At 65.0% G+C, this 20,495-nt stretch carries 13 protein-coding genes; 6 read left to right on the forward strand and 7 right to left on the reverse strand.

Annotation, left to right across the window (positions count from 1 at the left end):
• Positions 1-4: 4 nt before the first annotated feature.
• The 3 genes from JAB1_RS08290 (at position 5) to JAB1_RS08300 (ending at position 3,931) form a co-directional block, all read left to right on the forward strand.
• Positions 5-1,900, forward strand: a complete 1,896-nt coding sequence (locus JAB1_RS08290) for a type IV pili methyl-accepting chemotaxis transducer N-terminal domain-containing protein (protein ID WP_254672006.1) — start codon at positions 5-7, stop codon at positions 1,898-1,900.
• A gap of 23 nt (positions 1,901-1,923) precedes the next feature.
• Positions 1,924-2,586: a response regulator gene (locus JAB1_RS08295; protein WP_034781594.1), complete on the forward strand. Its 663-nt coding sequence runs from the start codon at positions 1,924-1,926 to the stop codon at positions 2,584-2,586.
• A gap of 133 nt (positions 2,587-2,719) precedes the next feature.
• Positions 2,720-3,931, forward strand: a complete 1,212-nt coding sequence (locus tag JAB1_RS08300; protein ID WP_083299617.1) for an NnrS family protein — start codon at positions 2,720-2,722, stop codon at positions 3,929-3,931.
• A 7-nt stretch (positions 3,932-3,938) separates the two neighbouring features.
• Here JAB1_RS08300 and JAB1_RS30515 read toward each other — a convergent pair whose 3' ends face one another.
• From JAB1_RS30515 to JAB1_RS08325, 6 genes are all read right to left on the reverse strand, one after another.
• The gene (locus tag JAB1_RS30515; RefSeq protein WP_275527765.1) at positions 3,939-4,064 is read right to left on the reverse strand and encodes a hypothetical protein; all 126 of its coding nucleotides are present in this window, start codon (positions 4,062-4,064) and stop codon (positions 3,939-3,941) included.
• 33 nt (positions 4,065-4,097) lie between these two features.
• Positions 4,098-7,550 (reverse strand): response regulator, encoded by a 3,453-nt coding sequence (locus JAB1_RS08305; protein WP_083299618.1) that lies wholly within the window; start codon positions 7,548-7,550, stop codon positions 4,098-4,100.
• Positions 7,551-7,647: 97 nt separating this feature from the next.
• Complete coding sequence (locus tag JAB1_RS08310) at positions 7,648-9,147, reverse strand: response regulator (RefSeq protein WP_070279450.1); 1,500 nt, start codon at positions 9,145-9,147, stop codon at positions 7,648-7,650.
• Positions 9,144-9,506, reverse strand: a complete 363-nt coding sequence (locus tag JAB1_RS08315) for an Hpt domain-containing protein (RefSeq protein WP_052140072.1) — start codon at positions 9,504-9,506, stop codon at positions 9,144-9,146. The genes JAB1_RS08310 and JAB1_RS08315 overlap by 4 nt, the downstream gene beginning before the upstream one ends.
• A gap of 35 nt (positions 9,507-9,541) precedes the next feature.
• A complete protein-coding gene (locus JAB1_RS08320; RefSeq protein ID WP_070279451.1) occupies positions 9,542-10,168 on the reverse strand; it encodes a response regulator in 627 nt (208 codons plus the stop codon).
• A gap of 128 nt (positions 10,169-10,296) precedes the next feature.
• Complete coding sequence (locus JAB1_RS08325) at positions 10,297-10,941, reverse strand: hypothetical protein (protein ID WP_070279452.1); 645 nt, start codon at positions 10,939-10,941, stop codon at positions 10,297-10,299.
• A gap of 325 nt (positions 10,942-11,266) precedes the next feature.
• Here JAB1_RS08325 and JAB1_RS08330 point away from each other — a divergent pair, with 325 nt between their 5' ends.
• Complete coding sequence (locus tag JAB1_RS08330; RefSeq protein ID WP_070279453.1) at positions 11,267-13,717, forward strand: membrane-bound PQQ-dependent dehydrogenase, glucose/quinate/shikimate family; 2,451 nt, start codon at positions 11,267-11,269, stop codon at positions 13,715-13,717.
• A gap of 149 nt (positions 13,718-13,866) precedes the next feature.
• Positions 13,867-14,535, forward strand: a complete 669-nt coding sequence (locus tag JAB1_RS29500) for a hypothetical protein (protein ID WP_070256319.1) — start codon at positions 13,867-13,869, stop codon at positions 14,533-14,535.
• A gap of 57 nt (positions 14,536-14,592) precedes the next feature.
• Here the strand turns inward: JAB1_RS29500 and JAB1_RS08340 are convergent, their stop codons facing one another.
• Positions 14,593-18,069 carry a DUF748 domain-containing protein gene (locus JAB1_RS08340; RefSeq protein WP_254672007.1) on the reverse strand — a complete coding sequence of 1,159 codons (3,477 nt, stop codon included), beginning with the start codon at positions 18,067-18,069 and terminating at the stop codon, positions 14,593-14,595.
• A gap of 247 nt (positions 18,070-18,316) precedes the next feature.
• Between JAB1_RS08340 and JAB1_RS08345 the strand changes: the two genes are divergently transcribed.
• Positions 18,317-20,461: a TonB-dependent receptor gene (locus JAB1_RS08345; RefSeq protein WP_070279455.1), complete on the forward strand. Its 2,145-nt coding sequence runs from the start codon at positions 18,317-18,319 to the stop codon at positions 20,459-20,461.
• Positions 20,462-20,495 lie beyond the last annotated feature (34 nt).

Consider the following 20,495-nt stretch of genomic DNA (forward strand, 5'->3'; position numbering starts at 1 on the left):
GGCGATGTTTTCCTCCTGGCAGAAGCTGTCGACCAAGATCGTCGGCGCGCTGCTGCTCATGCTGGTGCTGGCCCTGAGCGCCATCGGTTGCACCCTGTTCCTGTCGTGGCAGCTGGAAGGCAGTTCGGCCGCCATCAACGAGACGGGCCGGCTGCGCATGCAGACCTACCGCCTGACCCTGCTGCTTGCCAGCGATGCCAGCGATGCCCGCGAACAGGCGCGCCAGCAGGCGATGCTGATCGACGAGACCCTGGCCAAGATCGGCCACGGCGACCCGCAGCGCCCCTTGTTCCTGCCTCCCAGCACGGCCATCAAGTCGGAATTCGAGCGCATCGGCGTTGCCTGGCGCGGCGCCCTGCGTCCGGCCGCGCTGGCCGCCGATTCCATCGCGCGCGCGCGCCAGTTCGAGCATGACGCCGATACCTTCGTGGGGCAGGTCGATCAATTGGTGCGCCTGATCGAACACGATAGCGAACAGCGCACCTTCTGGCTGCGCGCCTCGCAGCTGATCCTCGTCGGCATGGCCGTCATCGGCACGGTCAGCATGATCTACCTGATGTTCATGCTGATCATCGAACCGGTGACGCGGCTGCGCCTTGGCATGCAGCGCATGAAGGAGCGCGATTTCAGCGTGCGCCTGGCAGTGGAAAGCAATGACGAATTCGGCCAGCTGGCCAGTGGCTTCAACCAGATGGCCGACCGCCTGCAGGCGCTGTACGGCAACCTGGAAGAGGGCGTGCGCAGCAAGACGGCCACCCTCGAATACCGCAACCGCGAACTGGCGCTGCTGTACGAAAGCGCCGCCTTTTTGCAGCGCCCGCAGCCCCTGGAAGACATTTGCGGCGGCTTCATGCAGCGCATCGTCGACTATTTCGAGGCCGACGGCTCCACCGTGCGGGTGCTCGACGCCGAGCGGGGCAACCTGCACATGGTGGTGCACACGGGCCTGTCCGAGGAGCTGGTGGCGTCCGAGCATTGCCTGAAGGTGGGCGACTGCCTGTGCGGCACGGCCGTCGAGATGAAGGTGGCGAAGGTGCACGACATGCGCCGCATCGACAAGGCGCACGAGCTGCGCTGCCACCGCGAAGGCTTTGCCACCGTCTCCGTCTTCCATATCCACGCGCACGAACAGCACCTGGGCTTCTTCAACCTGCATTTCCGCCATGCGCGCGTGTTTTCCGCGCGCGAACTGGCCTTGCTGGAAACCCTGGGCCAGCTGCTGGGCATCGCGCTGGAAAACCTGCGCCTGGCCGCGCGCGAGCGCGAAATGGCCATTTCCGAAGAGCGCAACCTGGTGGCGCAAGGCCTGCACGACAGCATCGCGCAAAGCCTCAATTTCCTCAATCTGCAAGTGCAGATGCTTGACGACTCCGTGCGCAACGCCCGTTTCGACGAGGTGGCGGGCATCGTGCCGGCCCTGCATGCGGGCGTGAAGGAAAGCTACGAGGACGTGCGCGAGCTGCTGGCGAACTTCCGCAGCCGCCTGATGGAGGATGACCTGATCGGCTCCCTGCGCGCGGCGGTGGACAAATTCCGCCGCCAGACGGGCATCGAGGCCGATCTGCTGGCCGACGTCGACGGCGCGCCATTCCCCCGCGAGCAGCAATTGCAGTTATTATTCATCGTGCAGGAAGCGCTGTCGAACATCCGCAAGCACGCCCAGGCCAGCCACGTCGAGGTGCGCCTCGCCGATCACCAGGACTTTACCTTGACGATCAGCGATAATGGCGTCGGCTTCGATGCCGCCGCCGTGCTGGAAAAGGGCGACAGCCATGTCGGCATCCATATCATGCGCGAGCGCGCACAGCGCATCGACGCCACGTTTGACGTGCTTGCCTGTCCCGGCGGCGGCACGACCGTCGAACTGCACCTGTCGCGCGAACAGCGCCGCGCCGCCTAAGTAACTACCTGAAAGTACAAAAAATGGAGACTCCCGATAAACCGATCACCGTCATGCTGGTGGACGACCACGCGCTGTTCCGCAGCGGCATACGCTCGCTGCTGCAGCGGCATACGGATTTTTCCGTCGTGGGCGAGGCTGCCGATGGCGTGGAAGGCATCAAGCGCGCCATCCAGCTGCAGCCCGACGTGGTGCTGCTGGACCTGAACATGGCCGGCATGTCCGGCGTGGAAGCGCTGCAACTGATGCAGCACGACTGCCCCGACACGGCCATCGTCATGCTGACCGTGTCGGAAGACGCGGAAGACCTGGCGACGGCCCTGCGCGCGGGCGCCTGCGGTTACCTGATCAAGAATATCGATGCAGACTACCTGGTGCGCGCCATCCGCCGCGCGGCCGCCGGCGAAGTCGTCATTGCCGAAGCCATGACGGGCAAGCTGGTGGCGCAGCTGCAGGCGGGTACGCGGCGCGAAGAACCCGTGTCGGAACTCGACAAGCTCACGCCGCGCGAAAAGGAAATCATCGATTGCCTGTCGCGCGGCGAGAGCAACAAGGGCATCGCCCGCACCCTCGACCTGGCCGAAAGCACGGTCAAGATCCACGTGCAGAACGTGCTGAAAAAACTCAACCTCACCAGCCGCGTGCAGGCGGCCGTGTATGCGGTCGAGCACCGCCAGGGCAAGTAGCCCGGTAGAAGGGTCTGGCCCGCCGGGTCGGACCCAGGCCCACTGCGATCTATTTCGCTAGTTCTTTTTGCCGATAGCCGTCCTTGTGCTTTTAAAGTAGTATATTGAATATATCTTTAAAAGCGAGTCCATCATGGCCATCACCCCGATCAGCGAACCATCTCCTTCTGCCGCCGCCCCTGGCGCGGCGCCCTGGCATGCCGGCCACGCCGTCTGGCAACTGGGTTTCCGCCCGTTCTACCTGCTGGCGGCCGTGTTTGCGGCCATCAGCATTCCACTGTGGCTGGCCAGCTATTTCGGCGTGCTTGCGGGCGGCCTGCACGTGGGGCTGGGCTGGCATATGCATGAAATGGTGTTCGGCTTCGCGCTGGCCGTCATCGTTGGTTTCCTCTACACGGCGGGGCGCAACTGGACGGGCTTGCCGACGCCGCACGGCGCCCAGCTGATGGCGCTGGCGGCGTTGTGGCTGGCGGGACGCGTGGCCATGCTGTGTGGCCCCGGCCTCGTGCCAGCGCTGGTCGACTGGCTGTTCCTGCCGCTGGCATCCTGGCCCCTGTACCTAGTGCTGCGCCGCTCGGGCAATACGCGCAACCTGTTCCTCGTCGGTCTGCTGGCCTTGCTGGCGCTGGCCAATGGCCTGTTCCACGCGTCCGTGCTGGGCTGGCTGCCGCTGTCGCTGTTCCTGCCCGTGCAGGCGGCCATCTTCATCATCGTGCTGATCGAATCGGTGATCGGCGCCCGCGTGATCCCCATGTTCACCCGCAATGGCGCGCCAGGCAGTACGCCCGTGGCCAGTCCGCAGCGGGCCTTGATCGCCGTGGCCTGCATGGCGGCGGCTGCGATCGCGTGGCTGGCTGGTGCGCCGTCCTGGCTGACGGCGCTGCTGGCCTTCTGTGCCGCCGGCGTGTCGCTGGCCAACCTGCTGGCATGGCAGCCACAGCGCACCTTGCGCGTGCCGCTGCTGTGGATCCTGCACCTGTCATATGCGTGGATCGGCATCGGCTTCGCGCTGCTGGCGCTGGCCAGCCTGCACCTGCTGCCTGCCAGCGCCGCGTTTCACGCGCTGACGGTGGGGTCGATGGCGGGCCTGATCATCGGCATGATGACGCGCACGACCCTGGGTCACACGGGCCGCCCGTTGAAAGGCGGCAGGGCGGAAGCGGCGATGTATTGGCTGATCCAGCTGGGCGCGCTGGCGCGCCTGCTGGCCGCCGTCGGTCCCGTTTCGCTCTCCATGCCGCTGCTGCTGGCGGCCGGCGCGTGCTGGTCGCTGGCCTTTGGCCTGTATGCGTGCGTGTATGCGCCGTACCTGTGGCGCGCCAGGGTGGATGGGCGCGAAGGCTAGGCTGGTATCAGGAAGGGCGCCAGACCAGCAGTTTCCTGATTTCCGGCGTCCAGTAGGACAGCGATTCGCCCACGACGAATAGCAGCAGGCCCAGCATCAAGGCTTTCAGCAGCAAATCCCTGCACCAGATCATGGCGTCTCCCAAATTTTCATATTGGCAAGTTTATCATTGGCATGCCCGGCCATGTTGCGTTTCTGATACTGCCGCCTGGCCGGACGGCGGCATCCGTGCCGTAAAGGCGGCGACGGCCTCGATGGCCTGCGCCAGCGCCTGTTCCAGTGCATCGAGGGCGGCGGCCGCATCGTCGCCGGCGTGCAGCAGCTGTTCCGCATGCTGGGCCGCATGCAGGGTGGCAGGCAGGGCCAGGCTGCCGGCCACGCCTGCCAGCTTGTGCGCCAGCGCGGCGGCGTCGCTGCGGGCATTGGCCGCCAGCAGGGCGCGCATGGCGTCCACCGTGTTGCGATAAGTGCTGCCAAAGCGCGACAGGTGCTGGCGGTAGGGCGCTGCATCGAGCCACTGCGCCATCCCCTGCGCCAGGTCGATCGCGGGCGCCGCGCCGTTTGGCGGTACGGGCATCGCCATTTCGGCCATGGACGGCGGCAGGGACGGCAGCCCTTGCGCATGGCGCCGGTGCGCGCGCGCGATCAGGGCTATGGTCTGCGGCACGTCGAACGGTTTGCTGATGAAATGGTTCACGCCCGCTTCCAGCGCCGCCGCGCGCTGTGTCTGGAACGCCCCAGCCGTCAGTGCCACTACGGGCAGGTCCTGGAATTGCGGCAGCTGGCGCAGCGCGCGCGTCGCCTGCAAGCCATCCATGACGGGCATCTGCACATCCATCAGCACGATGTCGACATCGGCGGGGTGCGCCAGCAGCCAGTCCAGCGCCTGCCGGCCATCGCAGGCGAAAGAGGGCACGGCCCCCTGGTCGCACAGGATATGCTTGACCACGTCGCGGTTGATCTCGCTGTCGTCGACCACCAGCACGCGCACGCCGGCCAGCTGGCGCTCTTCCAGCGGAGCAAGGCTGGCGTCCAGGCCGGCGGCCCTGGCGCGCTGCTGGCGCGCTTCCATCGTCGCGTTGTACAGGCTGGAAGCGGTCACCGGTTCGTTGAGGATGGCATCGGCGGCATTCGCCGGGTCGGTGCACCGTCGCGCGGGTGCTGTCGCCGGCGCGCCGCTGGCTGCCAGGATGACGACGGGACAGTCCTGCGGCGGCAAGTATTCGCGCAGCGCGCGCGCCGTGGCTTCGCCATCCAGCCCCTGCATGCGCGCGGCCAGCAGCACTACGCCGGGCCGCGCATCCCCGGCGCAGGCCAGCGCATAATCGAGTGCCGCCTGGCCGCCGGACACGGCATGCACGTGCCAGCCCAGGCCGCGCGCCACGACGCCCACCGCTTCGCGCGTGCCGGCGTTGCCATCGGCCAGCAAGACGCGCAGGTCCTGCATGCCCTGCATGTCGGGCGCTGACAGGGCGCCGGCGGGCAGCAGTTGCAGCGGCACCGTGAAACTGAATGCGCTGCCCTGGCCCAATGCGCTTTTCAGGTGCAGGGCGCCGCCCATCAGGCGCACCAGCTGGCGGCAGATGGTCAGGCCCAGGCCCGTGCCGCCGAAGCGGCGCGTGGTGGAAGTATCGGCCTGGGCGAACGCGGAAAAGATCGCTTCCTGCACTTCGGGGGCGATGCCGATACCCGTGTCGCGCACGCAAAAGCGCAGCACGGCGGCGTCGCCGTCCCGGCTCTCCAGCGCACTCGTCAGCTCGACCGTGCCTTGCGCGGTGAACTTGATGGCATTGCTGGTCAGGTTGACCAGCACCTGTTCCAGCCGCAGGGCGTCGCCCAGCACGTGGTCGATGCCATCGGGCAGCGGCCCGATCCGCACCTCAACCGGCTTGTCATGCGCGGCCACGCCCATGCTGGCGGCAATCTTTTCGATCACTTCGGCCAGGTGGAACGGCGCCTGCTCGATGGTCATGTGGCCCGCCTCGATTTTCGAGACGTCCAGCACGTCGTTGATGATGCCCAGCAGCGACTGGCCGGCGGCGCGGATCTTGCGCGTCATCAGCAGTCCTTCCTCATCCTGGCTGCCCCTTTCCAGCAGCCATGCCATGCCGAGGATGGCGTTGAGCGGCGAGCGGATTTCATGGCTCATGTTGGCGAGGAATTCCGCCTTGCTGCGGTTGGCCGCCTCGGCGCCATCGCGCGCCAGCAGCATGGCCGCCTCGGCCTGCTTTTGCGCGGAAATATCCTGGGCAAAGATCAGCGTGGCCGGCCCATCCTTGAGCATCACGCGCGTGCTGGTCTTGAGGATGGGCACGGGCCGGCCCTGCTTGTCCACGCCGACGGCTTCAAACATCTGTTCGCTGGCCGAATCGGCCTCGATCAGCGCTTCGTTGCTTGCCAGCGCCACTTGCGAGGCGGGCGTGAGCATGGCGCGCCAGGGCAGGCCGCTCAGGTCATCCTCGAGCGCGTAGCCGTGCAGGTGGCGGTAGCGGGGATTGGAATACACGAAGCGCCCATGGCGCAGGATGGCGATCGCCACAGGCGCATCTTCGATCAAGGTGCGAAAGCGCGTTTCGCTGTCGGACACGGCTTGCATGGCCTGGCGCTCCCTTTCCTGCTCCACCTGCCAGGCGGCTTGCTGCCGCCGCCGCCGCTGGCTCCAGAACAGCAGGCTGGCCGCGGCCAGGGCCAGCATGGCAAAGCAGAGGGTGTAGCCCAGCGCCTGCCGCCGCAGTGGGGCGGCGATGGCCGCTTCTTCGCGGCTCAGGCCGATGATCAGGGCGCGGTCCATGTGCAGCTCAGGGGGGGCGATGGTCGCCATGGCCATGACGCGGGGGGCGGCGGAGGCACCGGTCCCGGCAATCTCGACGCCGCTCAGCACGCCCGCCTGGTAGCCGCTGTCGCGGAAGCGCCGCAGGAAGCTGCCGGGCAGGTCCACATTGCCGCCATTGGCGCTTTTGGCCGGATAGTTCAGGAATTGCCGGCCGTCGCCATGCACCACCACGGCCCAGACATCGGCCGCATACATGGCGGTGCGGAACTTGGCCGTGAAGTATTCGCGGTCGAAGGTGGCCACCACGACGCCGGCAAAGCGGCCTTGCCGGTCCTGCACCATGCGCGACGCCGTGATGACCAGGTCCCGCCTGAAGGACAGGAAAGGGGCCGAGATATACAGCATGCGCGCATCGGGCGCGTCGCGCGCCGTCTGGAAGTAGCCGCGGCGCGAAAAATCCTGGCCGGCCAGCTCCGGGATGTTGGTGGCGACCGGCTTGCCGCTGGCATCGATGACCAGCATGGTGCGCACGCCCGGCATGGCGTCGACCAGCGCGGCCAGGCGCCGTGGCAGGGCTTGCCCGGCGTCGGGTGCGGCGCCGGCGGCAAGATAATCACGGATCACGCCGTCGAGCACCTGATTCGTCGCCGCCAGGTCGACTTCGATATTTTTTGCCAGCAGCGCTGTCAGCACGCTCAGCCGTTCACGCTCGGCCGCATCGTGCCGCGCCGCCTCGGCCAGGTGCGCGTAGGCGAGGGCGGCAGCGACGATCAGCAGCCCGAGGAGCAAGAACAGCCATTCGATCAGTCGCCTGCGCAACGCCGCCGCATCTGTGTGATAGCTCATGTGGCGATGCTATACCTGATATGCACGGAGAACAACTTTTACGCATGACTACGCAGGTGATAGTGTGGCCAATTTGCCGCCAGGCGGCAGCCGCCGGCTAGCGCGCCAGCCAGCGCTCGACCATTGCGCGCAGCTGGGCGGCCGTGAAGGGCTTGGCCAGATAATCGTCCATGCCGGCCGCCACGCAGCGCTGACGGTCGTCTGCGGTGACGCCGGCCGTGAGGGCGATGACGGGCAGGCGTGGCGCGCCGCTGGCCGCTTCGCGGGCGCGCAGGACCTGGCACGCCTGGTAGCCGTCCATGACGGGCATCATGCCATCCATCAGGACCAGGTCGTACTGTTGTTCGGCCAGCGCCTGCAGGCCCAGCGCGCCGTTCTCCGCCGTGTCGATGCTGTAGCCGCAGGTGCCCAGCTGCAGGCATACCAGCTGGCGGTTCAGCGCCGTATCCTCGACCAGCAGGATGCGCGCGCCCGGCGTCGGCGCCGGTGCAGATTCGGATGCGGATGGCGGCGCGGTCTCGGGCGCCGGCGGCTTGGCGGCATTTGCCGCTTCCGCGTGCGTCTGCAGCGCCAGCGCCATGGCCGCGTCGCGCTCCTGGCGTCGCAGCAGGGACATGATCAGGGCGATGGCCGCGGCCAGCACGAGCAGGCTGACCACGGCCGCGCCGCCCATGGTGCGCAGCATGCGCCGCCAGCCCGCCAGGTAGACCTCGTCCGTCACCGTCACGTTGATGGCCAGCGGATAGTCGCGTACCAGCCGTATGCCGGCCAGGCGGTTGACCGCGCGTCCCTGGTCGGCCACGCGCGGCGAGTCCACTTGCAGCACGCCATCGGTCTTGCCCTGTTCTAGCAGGCGATAGGTGCTGCCCGTCAGGTTGCGCTTGCCCATCATGGCGGGCACGGCCGGCCAGCGGGCCAGCAGCGTGTAGTCGCTGCGGTATAGGGAAAAGGCCGTGTGTTCGCCGATGCTGGTGCTGTGGAAGAATTTGCTGAAGAAGTCGCACGACAGGCCGACCAGCACCACGCCCAGGAAGCGGCCGTCCGGCCCGCTGATGCGCCGGCTGATATAGAAGGTCCAGGCGCCATTGCCCTTGTTTTGCACGGGCGCGCTGACATGCATGCCGCCGTCCGGATGGCGCCGGTGATACTCGAAGTAGTCGCGCTCGTCGAGGCGGATGGGAGGCGCGGGAAAGGCGCGGCTGAAGGCCAGCACGCTGGCATCGCTGCCGACGATGGACACCACATCCACTTGCGGCACGCCGCCGATCTTGTGCAACAGCATCTGGTGCATGGCCGGCGTGCCGGCGGCCGCGGCCAGCGCTTGCGCATCCACGGGGGCGGCGGCTTCGATTTCGTTGCTGACGCTGTCGAGCACCAGGCTGGCCGCCGTCATGCTCTGCGCCGTGTTTTCCGCCAGCAGCAGCGACAGCTTGGACAGGTCCTGTTTCCAGTCATCGACGGCTTCGTGGTGCAGCAGCACGCCGGAGACGACGATGCTCAGCGCCAGCAGGCCCACCAGCACCAGGCCCGCGACGGCCGCCGTGGTGCGTGGCCGGTAGCGGTGCGCCAGACGCAGGAGGGCCTGGCGCGCGTTCATGCCTGCGCGCCCGTGTATTCAAGCATGCTGCGGCGTACCTCCTGCTCCACTGCGCCGACCAGCGCTGCCGTTTCAGCGAGCCAGCCCGGCGCCGCCACGCCCCGGTGGCGCACCAGGTGCTCCAGTTCCGCGAGCCGCGCCACCAGGGTACTGGCGCCCAGCAGGACCACGGTGCCGCGCAAGGTATGGCAGCTATGCACGATGGCTTGCGCCGCGCCGCCGCGCACGGCCTGCTCCACGCGCGCAAACATGGCTGGCGACGTATCGAGGTAGGTCTGCGACAGGGCGCGGAACATCTCCAGGTCGCGGCCGGTGGCCTGGAACAGCACGGCAGGATCGATGTGGCGATAGGCTGGCATGGCGGCTCCGGGACGAGAGGGGAGGCGGTCGCGGGCTAGGCGGCCAGGCTGTTGCGCCGCGCATGGCCGGCGCAGCAGGCGCGCAGATAGCCGCGCAGTTCGTCGTAATTGACGGGCTTGGCAAAGAACACCACGCCGGGCGGTACGCCGCCCCGTTCCTCCAGTTCCTCCGGCGTCAGGCTCGACAGCATGGCGATGTGCATGTCCGCCAGCAGCGGGTCGGCCAGGATGGTGCGGATCACTTCGTAGCCGTCGATGCCTTCCATGATGATGTCGGCCAGCAGGATATCGGGCTGGTCGCGGGCAATTTCCATCAGCGCCTGGTAGCCGTTCTCGCAAAAGCGCAAGCTTGCCTGCAAGCCCCATGCGCCGATCTGCTTTTCATACAGCGCGCGTTCGATGGGATTGTCTTCGATCACCAAAATCGAGGGCGGGCGGCCCGATGGGACGGGGCGGCTGGCCCGCGCCGCGCGCTGGTCCTGGCCGGGCTGGCCGGGATTGCCCTTGTAAGCCTCGACAGCCGCGAGGGGAATGCGCCGGTGGCCGCCCTTGGTCTTCCAGGCTTCGATAACGCCGGCCTCGACCAGTTGCTGCACCGATGTGACCGAGATGCCGAGGATTTCGGCGGCCTTTTGGGTAGTGCAAACGTCTGCAGTGTGCATGATGGGTTCTATGGTCGCGGATGAAGTTAAAGGGAATGATACGCAATCGCGCTCAAGAAATCAATTTTAACGAATTAGATGAATTCACTAAAAACCTTGCATGTCGCGCACCGGCTCCTGATGCACGCTCATGGCCGGCTTGCTACGCCGCTGCAGTCATCGGCCCGCGCCACGTCCGCCGTTTGCAGGGCCGTGACGGCTTGCGACAGCGCATCGAGCGCCACCAGCAGTTCCGCGTGCAGGCGGCGCAGCGCGCCGATATCGTTGGAAAAGCCCGCATGCACGGCCTGGCGCGCCAGCGCCTGCAAGGGGAGCAAGCCCATGGCGTGGCTGCCGTCGAGAATTTCCTGCGCCAGCACTCTTGCCGGGGCCGTCCGCTCGCAGCGCAGCGCATGGGCGATGCCGGCCAGGCGGTCGCGCGACTCGGCCACGAACAGTGCCAGAATCTCGCCCTGCAGGCGCCGGTCGTGGCCGAACATGGCGTCCAGGCGGGCTGCCTCGAATGGCGGCGTGTCCGGCGCCTTGGGCGCTTGCGGCGGCGGTGCGCTGTCAGCCACTTTGGCCGGCGGCGCCGCCTTGCGCGTTTGCAGCAGCGCATGCAGATCGGCCGGCGTGCCGCCCGCGCCCGGCGCGCGGCCAGCCTGGTGCCAGCGGGTGCGGCGCCAGAGCAGGGCGGCCAGCAGCAACAGCAGGCCTGCCAGCGCCAGCGCCGGACGCATCAGCGACAGGTCTTCGCAGCGAAGGAAGGGGTGAATGGCAAGGAATGCGTTCATGGCAGTGCTCCAGTGCGGTCTGTGCAAGTGATCCTGCGTGATGGCTGACCTGAAATGCTTGGCTTGGATGTTTTCATTTTACGATAAAAAATCGTTTTATTCGAGAAATTTGTTGTTTATTTAGTTTATTCATTTTTTTCATCAAAAATCATATGGTTGTGGCAGGCTGGATGCTCAGCTCGTGTATAAAAAGCCACACGGCATGCATCGGGCGTTCTGGCGTGTGGCACGCTTTGCCAATTAGTGAAAAAATGCAATTTCCTTGATCGCCATCAAATACGGTGCGCAGGCGCGTGCCGCCGACTGACTCTTGTAAAGGAGCATCATGACTGCCTCTGCCCGGCCTGGACCCTTGCTTATCATCACCGCAGTCATCTTCATCGTGCTGGGCCTGGCGCTTGCCGGCGGCGGCGCCTGGCTCGTCAGCCTCGGTGGTTCCTGGTATTACGTCGTGGCCGGTATTGGCATGCTCATCGCGGGTGCGCTCGTGTGGAAGGGACGGCGCAGCGCCCAGCTGTTTCTCGCGCTGCTGCTGTTCGCCACCCTGATCTGGTCCGTGATCGAAGTGAAATTCGACTGGTGGCAGTTGCTGCCGCGCCTCGATATCTGGTTTGCCGCCGCCGTCTGGCTGCTGCTGCCGTTCATCGACCGCCGCCTCGATCCGCCCTTGACGGCCGGGGCGAAACCGCGCGACGCGGGCAAGAGCGCGCTGGCCGCCGCCGTGGTGCTGACGGCTGCCGTAGGCGTGTTCTCGCTGTTCCAGGATTACTACACCCTGCACGGCGAAGTGCCGGCCGAGAACATGGCCGCCACGCCGCAAGGCGATTTCGCGCCCGGCGTGGCGCCCAACGACTGGGCCGCGTATGGCCGCTCCGGCTATGGCGACCGCTATGCGCCGGCCGCGCAGATCACGCCGGCCAACGCGGCGCAGCTGAAACAGGCGTGGGTGTACAACACGGGCGACTTCAAGGGGCCGAACGATCCTGGCGAGATCGCCAACGAAGTCACGCCCCTGAAAGTGAACGGCATGCTGTACCTGTGCACGCCGCACAACATCGTCATCGCGCTGGACCCGGACACGGGCAAGGAGATCTGGCGCCACGATCCGAAGATCAACCGCGACGCGTCCAGCTACCAGCACATGATCTGCCGTGGCGTGGCCTATTGGGACGTCAACGCGGGCCGCGCCAAGGGCGACCCGGCACCCGAAGCTGCCACCATGGAATGCCCGCGCCGCATCCTGGCGCCCACCATGGATGCGACCCTGATCGCCGTGAATGCCGATACGGGCGAAGCGTGCAAGAGCTTTGGCGAAAACGGCGTGATCGGCCTGTACCATGGCATGGGCATGAAGAAGCGGGGCTTTTTGATGCCCACGTCGCCGCCGGCCGTGGCGCAGAACGTGGTGGTGATGGCCGCCAGCGTCACCGACAACTTTTCCACGGAAGAGCCGTCGGGCGTGATCCGTGGCTACGATCCCGTCACCGGCAAGCTGATGTGGAACTGGGATGCCTCGAACCCGGACGACACGGCGCCGATTGCCGATGGCAAGACCTACACGAACAACTCGCCCAATTCCTGGGGCGTGTCCAGCGTCGATGAAAAGCTGGGCATGGTCTATATTCCGATGGGCAATGAAACGCCCGATACCTGGGGCGGCAACCGCAATCCCCATGGCGAGAAATACAATAGCGCCATCGTCGCGCTGGATCTGGCGACGGGCAAGGTACGCTGGGTCTACCAGACCGTGCACCACGATATCTGGGACATGGACATCGGCGGCCAGCCCACCCTGGTCGATATCGACACGCCGAAAGGGAAAGTACCGTCCGTGGTGGCCACAACCAAGCGGGGCGATATCTATGTGATCGACCGGCGCGATGGCAGCCTGGTGGTGCCGGCGCCGGAAAAACCCGTGCCGACGAAGAACCCGGCTCCCGGCGACCGCTTGTCGCCCACGCAGCCATTCTCGGCCCTCACTTTCTTGCCCGAGAAAAACATCAGCGAAACGGATATGTGGGGCACGACGCCGTTCGACCAGCTGGCTTGCCGCATCATCTTCCGCCAGCACCGCTACGAAGGCCCGTTCACGCCGCAGACGGTGGCCGAAGGCAAGATCAAGGGCGCCATCATCTCGCCGGGCCCGCTCGGCATCTTCGAGTGGGGTGGGGCGGCTGTCGATCCCGTGCGTCAATTGCTGCTGGTGAACCCCGACTACATGGGCTTCCTGGAACGCCTGGTGCCGCGCGCGCAAGCCAATGCGAAGGGCGGCACGGGTTCGGAAATGGGCTTGCAGCCGCAGACGGGCGTGCCATTCGCCGTGGAAATCAAGCCCTTTTTGTCGCCGCTGGGCTTCCCGTGCCAGGCACCGCCGTGGGGCTATATCGCCGCCGTTGACTTGCGCACCATGAAAAAAGTGTGGATGCACAAGAACGGCACCACGCGCGACAGCGCCCCAGTCCCCATCGCCTTGCCGCTGGGCGTGCCCAGCCTGGGCGGCATCAGCACCACGGGCGGCGGCGTGGCTTTCCTCAGCAGCACGCTCGACTACTACATCCGCGGCTACGACGTGCGCAACGGCAAGACTGTGTGGAAAGCCCGCCTGCCGGCCGGCGGCCAGGCGACACCGATGAGCTATGTGTCAGACAAGACGGGCAAGCAATATGTCGTGGTGATGGCCGGCGGCCACGGTTCGCTCGGCACGAAGATGGGCGATAGCCTGGTGGCGTTTGCCTTGCCGGACGAGGTGGTGAAGGAGGCGGGGAAAACGAAATAATTACGCTCGCTTCGGCGCCGCCACTGCTGGCGGCGCCGCAGCGTCATTCATTGTCGGGCTGGCGAGTTTTCAAATTTGCATGTTGCTTGTGGGAATGCCGTTTGTTAGACTCAGGAGCGGACCCATATCGCATATCTGTGACTGACTTAATGAAAACGACGACCCTCTCAGTAATAACTGCCGCATTACTTTCCCTTGGTGCTTGTTCTCCTAAAACACCCAATGCCGAACTGGATGCGGCGAATAAAAAGATCGCCGCGCTGGAAGCCGAGCTGGCGCTTGAAAAGGCGAAAAACGCTCCAGTTCCCGTAGCCGGTGCCGCAGCCTCTGCGCCAGTGGCAAGCGCCGCTGCCGTGGCCGAAACAGTTGTGACGGGAAAACAGTGGAATTATGATGTGAGTGAAGACAAGATGGATGGCGGCACGACCTATTTCGCTAACGTGTATAGCACCAATAGCGTTAATTTTGACTTCCCCTACAGCGGATTACAAAACGCCAAATTGACTTTGCGGGCAGGATACCGTCAAGGTAAAGATGTGATTTTTTCCATTAGAAAGGGGCAGATATTGTGCCCCTCCTATCAAGATTGCACGGTGCTGGTGAGATTTGATGACGAAAAGCCCGTGAATTATTCCGCAGTGGCTCCTGCGGACAATAGTTCAGATACGATTTTCTTGCGCAATTATGAGAAATTCCTGGGAAAACTGCAAAAAGCGAAAAGAGTGCGGATTGCCGTGGATATTTTTCAGGAAGGCGCACCCGTATTTGAATTTGATGTCAGCGGATTTGACCGCCAACAATATCAGCCCAAGAAATAAATTCGCTTCCTGATAAAAGGGCGTTGTCCGCAAGCTTATTGCAGACAACGCCCTTTTTTATTTCGCTGCCAATCCCAGCTTCAAGCCCACCGGCTTGCCCGGCGCGGCCTCCGTTTTTTCCGGTGCGCCAGCGCTGACCCTGGCCGCCGGCGTGCCGTCCTGCTGCAGGGCTGCCAGGATGGCCGCGCTGCGCTGAGTGCCCAGCTTGCTCAATGCGTCGGCAGGCAGGGGCTGCTTGGCTTCCAGCTGCTCGCGCAAGCCGTTGTAGAAAGCGCCCGTGTCGGCCACTTGCGGCTCTCCTTCGATCAGCTTGCCCAGGCGTTGCAAGACGGGGATCTTGGCCACCGCCGGAGCGGAGGCGCTGGCGGATGCCGCCGCTGTGGCCGCTGTGGCTGGTACGGCCGATTCCGCCGCCTTTTTCTGCTTGTCCAGCTCGGCCTTGCCGAAGCGTTCGCCGTACAGGTCGCGCAGGGCGCCCCGTATCTTGCGTTCGCCCAGGTTCAACGGTCCCGGCTCCTCGCCCGCTTCCAGCTTGATGCCGGCCTTGGCGGCGACGGCGCGGCGCACGGCCTGGGCGCGCAGGGCGGCTGCATCCGTGTCGCTGTACTGACCGGGCACGGCCAGCTTCAGCTGTTCGCGCTTGGCCAGGATCTGCGCCACCTGCTTGAGTTTTTCCCGTTCCGGCGGCAGCAGCACGGCGCTGCCCGCATCGAAGTCGATGGATTCGAGCTTGTCGGCGCTGATGCCCAGCAAATTGCCCAGCGCGCGGAACGGCGCCGTGACGATTTTCGTCAGCACATTGCCCACGGCTTTCCAGATCAGGGCGCCATAGCTGAATTGCGGGTCGTTCATGTCGCCCGACACGGGCAAACCCAGGTCGATGCGTCCGTCCGAATCCTTGAGGATGGCCAGCGCCAGTTCCAGTGGCAGTTTCAAGGCGTCCGGACTGTCGATGCGCTCGCCCAGGGTCAGCTTGTCGAGCACGATCTGGTTCGTGCCGTCGAGCTGGCGGTTGCGCACCTTGTATTGCAAGTCCAGCGAAATCTTGCCTTCAGCCACCTTGTAGCCGGCGAATTTCATCGTGTACGGCGAGGCGGACACCATATCGACATTCTTGAAGACCACGTTCAGGTCCGTATTGTCGGTGGGCGCAAACGGATTGAGTTGGCCACGCACGCGGGCCAGGCCGAATTCGTCGATGCGGCCGTCAAGTTCAATCTGGCTGCGCGCATCGCGCTTCGTCGACAGGCCCGTGACGACGCCATTGAGTTCATAGATCTTGGCGGCGAACTGGGGCCGCAAGCTGAGGTCGGCAAAGTCCAGCTTGGCGTTTTGCAGGCGCACGCGGCGCACGCGCACGGGGAAGGCGGCGTCGGCGGCCGGCGTGGTGGCGGCAGGAGCCGGGGCGGGTGCAGTGGCTGGTTCCGGTGCCTTGACCAGCAAGCGCTGCGCGTTCAGGCTGCGGTCGTTTTCGATGATCAGCTGGGCGTTCGGTTCCACCACGCGCAGTTCGGGGATATCGACAAAATCGGGCCCCACGCTGGCCGTCAGCTTGTCGGCGCGCACGCTCTTCCACGAGGCAAAGCGCTTGCCATCCGTTTCATTGAGCACGAGGCCTGCGATATCCACGCCGCCCACATAGCGTACTTTCGGCACTTTCGGCGCGCCGCCGCCCGTTGTCAGGCGGCCGCTGCCGGAGAGTGAGCCGCCCGCCAGCTTCAGTTTTACATGCTGCGCCAGCAAGGGTTGCACAGGGGCCAGGGTCAGCTGTTTCAAATTCAATTGCGCATCGACGGCGCCCGTGCCCGGCACGAACTTGCCATTGGCCGTGAGTAAGCCGCCTTCGCGCAGGCCCACGCCCAGCTCGAAAGGCAGCGCCTGCTGCATGTCGTTGCTGACGTTTTGCAGGGACAATCTGGCATCCTGCAGGTTGCCCTTGATGCCAGTGCCCGCATCGTCGAAACGGGCGCCGAACTTGCTCAGCTCCACCTTGTCTACCTTGGTGGACCACGGCGCGGAAGGGGTTTCCTTGTCTGCGTCGGCTTTGCCGGAGGCAAACACGGGCAGCTTTTGCGCAATCGCAAATTCGCCCTGGCGGTTGCGCGCCAGGTCGATCTGCGCGCCGCTGGCCGTCACGGCGCCCAGGTGCACGGCATGCGCCGCCAGGTCGATCTTGCCTTCCGTAAAGCCCAATTGGGCCAGCTTGAACGGCGTTTGCGCGCCCCGCTGCATGGCGAGGTCGGCCAGGCTGAAGCTCGCGCCGTCGATCACGGTGGCCATGCCCGCCGAACCTTGTTGCAAGCCCAGTTGCAGCTGCAGTTGCAATTGTTTCGCGCTCAGCTGCAAGGCTGGCGAGACGGTTTCATCGATGGCGGACACGTCCACATTGGCCAGCGCCAGCTGTTTTAAATCCACCTTCCATTTGCCAGGTTTGGCTGGTGCGACTGGCGCGGTGGCGGCGGGTGCGGGATTGCCCGGCAGCATCAGGTTCGCCACGTCGATCTCGCCCTTGCTGTCGCGCCGCACGGCCACCTTGCCGCCGTACAGATTGATTTTATCCACCGTGACGTTCTGGCGCGCCAGGTCCACGTTCACGCCGGCGATGCCCAAGGTGTCCAGCGATGTGAATGGCGCGCCCTTGCCATCTTGCACCAGCGCCAGGTCGCGCAAGGCGAGGCCCGCGCCTTTGACGGTCGCTTCCAGCTTGCCGTCCGCATAGGAAAAGGCGTAGGGCAGGCGCGCCGACAATTGGCCGCTCGTGACTGTGGCGCGCGTATAGGCTTTCAGATAGGCGGCAAGGCCGGGCAGGGATGCGTCGTTCAGTATCAGCTCGCCTTCGCCACGGATGGGGCTCAGCGAGGCCGTGCCGCGCCAGTGCAGCTTGCCTCCGCGCGCCGCATCGGCGCTGAGGCTGTAGCTGCCGTTGGCGTCGGGCAGGGTCGAGATATTATCGAGCGTAAAGTTGATCGGCGTAAAGTTGTCCGCATAGCCCGCCTTCTGGTCTTGCCAGTCTACTTTGCCTTGTTCCAGGGCAAAGTGGGCGATGACGAGGCGCGGCATGCCGCCGTCGCTCTTTTCCGGATGGTTGCGTTGCCAGGTGGCCAGCACTTCGGCCAGGTTGAACTTGCCGTCCGGCGTGATCGTCAGCTGCGCTTGCGGCGCCGTGATGCGGATTTCCGCCAGGCTCCAGGCGCGGCGCACGATGGATTTCCATTCCAGCTGCACGGCCAGGGCACCGATGGACAGCAGCGGCGCGCCGCTCTTGCCATCCGCGCCGGGCGCTTCCTTGAAAGCGATCTGGTCCGCTTCCAGGCGCAAGGTAAACGGGTTGAAGCGCACGTCAGCGATGCTGGCCTGGCGCGCGAGTTCTTTCTCGGCAAATTTGGGTAACTGGTTTTTGATGACGTAGGGCACCAGCCAGAAGCCGGCCGCGCTGTAGGCGGCCAGGGCGCAGCCTGTGCCGACGGCCCAGCGCTGCCAGCGTTTCCAGCGAAATGTTTTCGTCTGCACGCTTTTGTTGTCGATTGTGTTCACGAACTTACCTTTAATATTCTTGTTAGGCGGCGCAATCTGCGCGCCGTGACTGTCAGTATGCCTCTTTGCGGCCACGTCTGCAAAATCCAAACGTGTTCAAGTGATAACAGGTGCTCCGGTGATCTTGTTTCTTCTGTAAAACTCACACAAACTCACCTTTTATTGATAATGATTCCCATTACCGGTATCATGGCCACTAACCGTAAGTTTCCATTTGCACATATTTTCTCATTGAAAGCCCGATGTCATGCCTGTCGCTTTTCCACGCACCCGTTTACTTCCAGTCGCCGCAGCTCTGTCGCTGGCCTTCGCTTCCCACGCCGCGTTGGCGGCCAATGGGGCCAGCGGCCAGGACGACCTGACGGCTGGCGATGAGAAAGTCATGCAAGCGGTGCAGGTGACGGGCGCCCGCGCGCAGGGCCTGGTGCCGCTCACCACGGAGGCGGGCAGCTTTCGTGGCGCCAGCATCATGGACGTGCCGTCGACCGTCAACGTGATCACGCGCGAATTGCTGGAGCAGCAAGCCGTGTCCGGCCTGTACGACGCCGTGCGTAATACGGCGGGCGTGACGCGCCAGCAAAACGGCGGCGAGACCTGGGATCAATTGGTGATACGCGGCATCGCCGTGGAAAACCGCACGAATTACCGCCTGAACGGTTCCATGCCCATCATGAACTTCTCGCAAGTGCCCATGGAGAACAAGGAGCGGGTGGAAGTGCTGAAGGGCGCCTCGGCCCTGTATTACGGGTTTACCTCGCCAGCCGGCGTCGTCAACTTCGTCACCAAGCGGGCCGGCAGCCAGCCCGTCACGAGCATGGGCCTGAGCGTCGACGACCGCGGCAGTGCCGTGGCGCATGTCGACGTGGGCCGCCGCTTTGGCGCGCAGCAGGAATTCGGCGTGCGCGTTAACGCAGCCGGCGGCACCCTGGGTTCCTGGCTGGACCATGTCGGCAACGGCAACCGCCGTTTCCTTTCCACGGCGCTGGACTGGCGCGTGACGAACAAACTGCTGCTGAAGGCGGACCTGGAATACGAGCGCCGCAGGGTGACGGAGCAGGCGGGCGTGGCCTTGCCCACGGCCGTGAAAGGCGTGATCAGCTTGCCGCGCGCCGTCGATCCGCGCAAGCTGATCGGCCCCGACTGGTCACATTTCGAGGCGCAGACGAAAAACGCGCAATTGCGCGCCGACTATGCCATCACGGATGGCTGGGCCTTGACGGTGGAAGCGGGCCACTCGGAAACGGCGCGCGACCGCCGCCTGGCCATCTTCCGCCTGAACAACGCGGCCGCGCTGGCCACTGGCGCGGGCCGCATCACGGGCAATATCCAGCACAGCGTGACGGCGTCGGACCTGCTGCGCGCGGAACTGGCTGGCAATTTCAATACGGGTTTTATCGCCCATGAACTGACCCTGGGCGCCTCGCGCACGGACAAGTCGCAAGATCCGATTTACCAGAGCAACTATACGATTGCCTCACAAAACCTGTACAACCCCGTGCCCGTGACGAATGTCGTATTCGGCCCCAAGCCGACGGCGCCCACGACGGCTGCGCTCGACACGCGCGACACGGGCTTGTACGCGCTTGACCGCATGGTCTTCAGCCCGCAATGGCAAAGCGTCATCGGCGTGCGCCGCAGCAGTTATCAAAGCGACCAGGGCGCCAGCCACTACGACGTCAGCAAGACGACGCCGATGGCGTCAGTGATCTACAAGGCCACGCCCGAGCTGTCGTTTTACGTGTCCACGGCGCGCGGGCTGGAGGAGGGGGAGACGGGGCCGACGGGCACCGCCAACCAGGGCGTCAAGATGGCGCCCGGAGTCAGCAAACAGAAAGAGCTGGGCGCGCGCTGGCTGACCCCAAGCGGCACCTTGCTCTCCGCCGCGTTGTTCGACATCACGCGCCCCGGCTACTACACCAACGCCAGCAATGTGTTCACGTCCGATGGCGAACAGCGCTACCGTGGCCTGGAGCTGTCGACCCAGGGCAAGCTGACGCGCCAGCTGTCGTGGCAGACGTCAGCCCAGTTCCTCGACCCAAGCTTTGCGCACATCAACGCCGACTACAACGGCAAGGCACCGGAAAACGCATCGAAACGCACGGCCAGCGCCTTTTTGGCTTACGCGTTTGACGCCGTGCCGGGCCTGTCCGTCAACGGCGGCGCGTATTACTACAGCGCCCGTCCCGTCAACGACCTGAACCAGGCTTTCCTCGGCGGCGTGAGCCTGTTCAGCGCGGGCGCCCGCTATGCGAGCCGCGTGATGGACAAGGGCGTCGTGTGGCAGCTCAACGTGGAAAATGCGGCCGACAAGCGCTACTGGGCCGGCGCCGGCACGCGCCTGGCGTCCGGCGCGCCGCGCGCCATCAAGCTGTCGATGAAGGTGGATTGGTAGGGAAGGCTTGACCTGGACCCTGTGCGCAGGGTGC

Origin of the sequence: Janthinobacterium sp. MP5059B (assembly GCF_001758645.1) — a bacterium.
GTDB classification, from domain to species: Bacteria; Pseudomonadota; Gammaproteobacteria; order Burkholderiales; family Burkholderiaceae_D; genus Janthinobacterium; species Janthinobacterium lividum.